Annotated in this window: 6 protein-coding genes; 2 read left to right on the top strand and 4 right to left on the bottom strand. The window is 61.8% G+C overall.

The genetic code is table 11. The annotated features are described in order from the left end of the window. Window positions 1–131: leucine zipper domain-containing protein (locus A4R44_RS52405; protein WP_198545309.1), on the bottom strand; the 131-nt coding region annotated here is incomplete at its 3' end. 473 nt (window positions 132–604) lie between these two features. Here A4R44_RS52405 and A4R44_RS49035 point away from each other — a divergent pair. Continuing rightward, on the top strand, window positions 605–817 hold the full coding sequence (locus tag A4R44_RS49035) for a hypothetical protein (RefSeq protein WP_163069777.1): 213 nt from the start codon (window positions 605–607) through the stop codon (window positions 815–817). A gap of 234 nt (window positions 818–1,051) precedes the next feature. Here A4R44_RS49035 and A4R44_RS45765 read toward each other — a convergent pair whose 3' ends face one another. The 3 genes from A4R44_RS45765 to A4R44_RS17185 all read right to left on the bottom strand — a co-directional run bounded on the left by A4R44_RS45765 (window position 1,052) and on the right by A4R44_RS17185 (window position 5,119). Continuing rightward, window positions 1,052–3,358 carry a GDSL-type esterase/lipase family protein gene (locus tag A4R44_RS45765; protein WP_369805905.1) on the bottom strand — a complete coding sequence of 769 codons (2,307 nt, stop codon included), beginning with the start codon at window positions 3,356–3,358 and terminating at the stop codon, window positions 1,052–1,054. 44 nt (window positions 3,359–3,402) lie between these two features. Continuing rightward, a complete protein-coding gene (gene aroQ / locus A4R44_RS17190) occupies window positions 3,403–4,095 on the bottom strand; it encodes a gamma subclass chorismate mutase AroQ (RefSeq protein ID WP_095213399.1) in 693 nt (230 codons plus the stop codon). Window positions 4,096–4,201: 106 nt separating this feature from the next. Further along, window positions 4,202–5,119 carry an MBL fold metallo-hydrolase gene (locus A4R44_RS17185; RefSeq protein WP_067581192.1) on the bottom strand — a complete coding sequence of 306 codons (918 nt, stop codon included), beginning with the start codon at window positions 5,117–5,119 and terminating at the stop codon, window positions 4,202–4,204. Window positions 5,120–5,214: 95 nt separating this feature from the next. Between A4R44_RS17185 and A4R44_RS17180 the strand changes: the two genes are divergently transcribed. Next, window positions 5,215–6,099 carry an AraC family transcriptional regulator gene (locus tag A4R44_RS17180; RefSeq protein ID WP_067581190.1) on the top strand — a complete coding sequence of 295 codons (885 nt, stop codon included), beginning with the start codon at window positions 5,215–5,217 and terminating at the stop codon, window positions 6,097–6,099. Window positions 6,100–6,160 lie beyond the last annotated feature (61 nt).

The raw sequence follows: 6,160 nt of genomic DNA, 5'->3' as shown, positions 1-6,160 counted from the left end.
GCCCGGGTGGCGTTCGGGCTGGTCCGCGGACGCGTGGACCGCTCGCGCAGCCCGTCCACGCCCTCGGTCTCGTAACGGCGCAGCCAGGTGTAGTAGGCCTGGCGGCTGATCCCGAAATACCGGCAGGGCATGGCCACGTNCTGCGCGCCTGGCGGTCCAGTCGGGGCTCGCTCACCAGCAACTCCTATGATCAGGAAGCCCCGGTGTCAAGCATCTCCGTCAGTTTTATAGCTTCGGTGTTGACTACGTCGGGTTGCACGGCACCAACGAAAGGATCTGGCTGGACACCATTCCCACAGTTCAGGCGATCTATCACGCGACCGTTCTGGCGTTGCTCGACGCCGGACCGCCAGCGCCAAGCACGGCAACCAAGCCGGGACCCAGTTGCTGATCGAGATTCTGCTGCTGCACCGGCGGGCGAGGCATGCACACGTGGTCGTCGGGATTCGCTCCACGTTCGAGGCCAGGTCCGTGTCGCCGGACATGGTGGCAGTCGAGGCACAAAGCACGCCTCCGCAGCCAGCGACACCGCGACGGTCGAGCCGATGCGGCCGCAGCAAGGTTTCGCTGCGGGCCGGCCTATCGGTACGCCGACTTCGAGGCGATGCTCGGCCACCAGGACGTCGCCTCTGTCAATCCGACCGCGACCCACGCTGAGCAACTGGCCAACATCCGCCAGATCTACCTGCTCGAACACGAAGCGCTCGGCGTTGTCGCCATCGGTATCGAACTCGCCGACCCGCTAACGCGACGGCTCCCGAATTCTCGGACGACAGTGGCGACGAACCCGGCCGGAAGTCGGCGGATTAGAGCGTAGTCGCCGTCAGGTTCAGCAGTCTTGTCTCGTCCGGCCGAATGTCAGGGCAGAATTTGCGAGTTGGGTGTGAGCTGCCGTATACCCGAGGAGGCGCTGCCCGGTCGGGAACCCCTACCGGCTAGCGTGATCCGCATGGCAGGGCTTTCAGCACTGAACCGCGCTTTGACCAAGATCCCTTCTCGTGCCGAGAAGCGGAACGTGACCTGCCATGGTTACGGCGGCAAGGCACAGCCCCTACAGGTTCCCTCCTTCGTTGAGCCAGCACCGGACAGAGCCGCCCTTGTACAAAACAATATAGTCAGCTTTTCCGTCGCCACTAATGTCGCGAAATGCCGATTTCACTCCGGGATACCCGGTTTCTTTGACGAAATACCGGTGCTCTTCGAACCCGCCAATACCTCGGCCGCCCTTATTCAGATAGGCGTGGACTGCCCCTTTGTTTCCGACCATCAGGTAGTCCGCCTTGCCATCTCCGTCCACGTCAGCCATACGCAGCTTTTCCCGCGAACCGTAGAACACTCCTGGCGCCCAGCTGAGATGGGGATCCCAGGTCGGGACATTGTCCTTGGTTGGAAGTGTAAAGTAGGCGTGGATCGAACCGTTTTCTCCGACGCGCAGGTAGTCATCGTACCCATTCCCATCGACGTCAGCAAATCGGATGGCCTCTGGCGGAGTGTCGTCGAACAGTTTTCCGGTAGCGACGTCGACCGGCCGCGTTATCAGTTTCTGCTCTCCGTTCGGCCCAGAGTTGAATTCGACGTTATGGGTTCCACCCTTCGCGTCCGGCGCTCGCCACGTGTGCACAAAGTCAGCTCGACCATTTCCATCAAGGTCCGCCAGCCGCAGACCTTCTGCGTCCGCATGCCCGGCGGTCTCAACATCCGTCTGGACTTCAACCCAATGCGGCTTGCCTGGTTCCGCTTTCCTGTTTACAGCAATGCGTAGCGTACCCTTTTCTGGGATTCGGATGTAGTCGTCTCGTCCGTCGCCGTCAACATCGGCTAGCTCAGTACGGCCCGCAGGGCTACCCATCCCAGGCGCTACCACGCCGAGCGCCCGCCATCCCGGACCAGCAGCAGAATCATCCGGGTTCCGACAGGTCCCACCGGGATTCTGCGGATCCGCAGCCTGAATCCAATGCTTTTTGGCGGCCTCTACTACACCCCGATAAAAATCACTACCCAGCTTCGAGTATCCCCCATCGTCCGGATGGGCATCACCCTGGAGACCTTCAGCGACATTGATGTCCTTGGTGTCCACCAGGACGACATGTTTGCCATCATTCTGCAGTTCAGAGACGATTCTGGGAAGCTCGCCGTTAAATTTGTCGATCCTCGGCTGCAGGCCCGCTTTACCCGTGGGGGTCAACTTAGCGACAACAACCACGGCTTTCGGAGAGTCTTTTTGCACATGCTCGATTAACTCTTTCAGGCGCTGCGGGGCTGTCTCAAGCTCATAGTTTTGATTAATATCATTAGTTCCAGCCATCAGCGTAACAACGTTGGGTTGATACTGACCTACTGTGCAATCGGCAATCGACATGATCTCATCGATGCGCCACCCTGGATGCCCCTCGTTGTCGGGGTCATCCATTACGCCGCGCTTTTGCGAACCGACCATGTCAACGTCCGCATGGCTGGGAGCTTCATGCATCTCGTTGAAGAAGTCATCTCGGTACCCAGTTCCATTTGAATCGCCGATACCGGCGGTAATGGAGTCACCGAGGCCCATCACTCGATACTGATCGTCCTCTGCATAGTCTGGCAGCTGCGGAAGAGTGGTGAACTCGACCGGATTATGGTCGGATCCGGCCGGATTGTCCAACCGCTCGGCGTCTAGAAACCCGGACAAACCTAGGCTGGTTACTCCGTAGTCTAGTTCACCCCCGTTCTGATGAGTGGCTTGGCCGGTATTCACAATGTGTCCGACAGGACCCCCCGAGCCGCCGCGATTGTCCATCGCTTGCTGCAAATTGGTAGGATCCTGGTTGAAGTCGCCTAATGCCAACCAGTCAAGCGACGCACCGGCGGCTGCGTTCATGTTTTCCAGGAGAGCCGGGGCGTCTGCGCCGTTCGTCCTAGAAAGCGAATGAACCGAGTACAGCACCGTAGATCCGATTCGGAGGCCGAAAACAGGTCGGCTTGCCGGGTTTCCTCGCTCGCCGGGAACAATGAACGCGTTGTCTACGGCACGCCTCGTTACTATTGCCGTATTTACTCGATGTCCATTGAAGTCAACTTCCATCCAGTAAATATATGCGTATTGGTCAGAGGGAGTGAGCCGAAATAGGGTCTGGATTACTCGATAGTTTCCACTAGACGCGACTTCAGTCGCATGTGTCCCTCGCTGCGGCCCCGCCTCCTGTACGAACACAAAGTCATGAGGCAGGTAACCGCGGGTGCCCGCTAGAAGCGGGAGGACTCCGGCCGTCCACTTGGAGTCGATGCCGGCCGATCCACCCTGCAGGTTCCAGGTTGCAAGACGGAGACCTTGCAAGTCGTCCGGACTCGCGCTTGCCGTTGTCGTAGTTCCGGTGACCATGTTGATGCAAGCCAAAATCATCGACACTATACAGCTAAACGTAATTACGCGAACCATTCGCATACGGATATACCCCTCGCGTTCTGCAAATTAGTTGAGATTTCCGCTAAGATTCTTTCCTCGGCACAACGGTTGCACACCGTCGAGGTCGCCCCATGCAGTGCCCGCGTGTGCAGCCAATCAAGGTGATAGCCGACGATCGCCTGGACTTCTGCCGCTGCGAGCGAAACCTCACAAACCGTGGTGGAGCGACGTAGTTTCCCGGTCGCCGCAAGCTGGTCGATGAATTGGGCAGTGATCCGGTCCAATTCCGGTCGCACCTCTTTGCCCAGATCGGGTCGCCGCGTCGGCGCCAACTCGGGATGCCGCGTCCAGAGGCCATACAGGCCGCGCTGCACAACCTTGCTTTGCTCGATCTGGGCGCGGAAAAACTCGACCGTTCGCAGCTTGTCGATCCCCACCGCGTCGGCACGCGCGGCCGCATCATCGAGCACCTGCCGTTCTCGCTTCGGGTCCTCAATGGGCGTACTCGTGCCAAACTTGGCGGCAGCCACCTTGTCCGCCAACAGGATCCGCGCCGCCACCAGATTGACCAACGGAGTGAGCCCGCCGTGCGACACACGTGCGGGCGCGGTCGACGTCGGTGTGGCCGTCGACGCGGCAGCTGATGGCATCACCGCAACCGCCAACCCACACGCCGCGACAACACGAACCAAAACCTTCCACACAATATTCATGGGACAGTAATCCTTTTTTCGCACAAGATATGCTGTTCCGGGTGCCTCAGCTCGCCAGAGGCCTGCCGACGAGCTTTGCGCGGCATGACCGGAGGTGTACCTATGTTCAGTTCGTCTGGAACGTCCATCGACTGACGGCGAAGTGGCTGCCGTCGCGTCGGATCTCGGCCGCGCTCGCGCCGGCGAAGTGTGCGGGCACAACGAGTTCACCGGTATCGGCGGCGCGTTCGAGCACGCTTCGGCGGGTAACCGCGGCCTGCTCGGGGTCCTCGCAGAAGCAACTGCTGTAGCGCGGTTCGAGGATCTGGACCGGGCTGTGCACCAGGTCTCCGACGAACACGGCACGGTCCGAACCCGACGACAAGCGGAGGATCGAGGAGCCGGGGGTATGGCCGGGAGCAGGTTCCAGGCTGAGGTTGCCGTCGATGCGGTAAGCATCTTCCCAAAGCACGGCTCGGTCGAGAACGGGCACTACGCTGTCGGCGTAGACGAGGAAGCTGCCGTCCTGGCGGCGTTGCTCCTGCCTGTCGCGCGGCACCGGGCGGCGGTGAGCGTTGCGGGGATCGAAGTACTCCTGGTCGGTGCGCGGAATCAAGTAAGTCGCGTTGGGGAACGTCGGTGCCCACTCGCCGTTGCGGAGGGTGGTGTTCCAGCCCACGTGGTCGTAGTGGATGTGCGTGTTGACGACGACGTCCACGTCCTCCGGCCGGACGCCGGCTTCGGCGAGCCGATCCAGGAAGGCCGTGTCCAGGTGGTCGAACAGCGGGATCTGCGGCCGGTTCCGGTCGTTGCCGACTCCGGTGTCGACCAGAATGACGCGGCCTTCGCTGCGCAGCACCCAGGTCTGGACGGCGGCGTGGTAGGCATCGTCCGCCGGGCTCCAATGATCCGGAGCGAGCCAGGAGGCGTTGTCCTGCCAGATCTCGGGCGGACTGTCCGGGACGATCGCGCGCGCGGGCGCGATGTCACCCTCCCACTCGACCACCTTCGTGACCTCGACGTCGCCCAATTGAAGTCGCTGCATACGTCCACCGTAAGGCGAGTTCCTGAGTTTTCCAATGCTTGATAGAGCCGATATCTTGCGCAATCGTCTCACAATTGACTGTTACGATGAGAGCTGTGGATATCCTCAGCGAAGCGATCGCCGCGATGCGCGCCGGGCGACCCTCATCGAACCGGCTGCGCGTGGACTCGCCGTGGTGCTATCGGTTCGACCGTTATGACGGGGCCGGTTTCCACGTGCTCTTGCGCGGTACCGGATGGCTGATCACCGAACACGGAGCACCCACACCACTGGCCACCGGCGATGTCGTCCTGATACCGCGCGGCAGCACACACGTCCTGTCCGACTCGCCTCGCGCCGAGGGTGCGGTGCCGTTCGACACGGCCGTCGCCGACCCTGACGGCCAAACCGATTTCCTGTGCGGCAAGTACCGGCTCGACCACACGCGAATACATCCGCTGCTGGCGGAACTTCCCGAGGTCGTCCACGTCCCCGCCCAACTGGGACGCCACCCTGAACTGCGCGCGGCCCTGGACCTGCTCGCCAGCGAGGCGACCGGCGAGCGCCCCGGCCGGGACACCGTGATCTCCGGGCTGCTCGATCTCCTGCTCACCTACCTGGTCCGCGCCTGGCTCGACAAGAACACCCAAACCGGCTGGCCGCGCGCGCTGCACGATCGCGAGATCGCCGCCGCGCTGCAAGCACTGCACACCAACCTGGCCGCACCATGGCGGATCGAGGACCTGGCCGCCGAGGTCGGCCTATCGCGCGCGACTCTGGCCCGGCGGTTCACCGCGCTCACCGGACAACCGCTGATGACATACCTGACCTGGTGGCGGATGATCACCGCGGCCCGCCTGCTTCGAACGACCGACCAGCCCCTTCCCGCCATCGCACAACAGGTCGGCTACAGCTCGCCTTTCGCGTTCTCCCACGCCTTCAAACGCCACTACGGCGTCAGCCCCGGCCGCTACCAACGGCAACCGGTCCCCGACCCGTGACCATCACGAGCCACGACTGGAGTGTCAGGCTGCCGTTGATCTTTCCGCATCCCCGTTCGTG

It is taken from the genome of Amycolatopsis sp. M39, assembly GCF_001651785.1.
Classification (GTDB): domain Bacteria; phylum Actinomycetota; class Actinomycetes; order Mycobacteriales; family Pseudonocardiaceae; genus Amycolatopsis; species Amycolatopsis rubida.
Note: the sequence above shows the minus strand (reverse complement) of the source record. Positions and strands in the feature narration are given on the sequence as shown.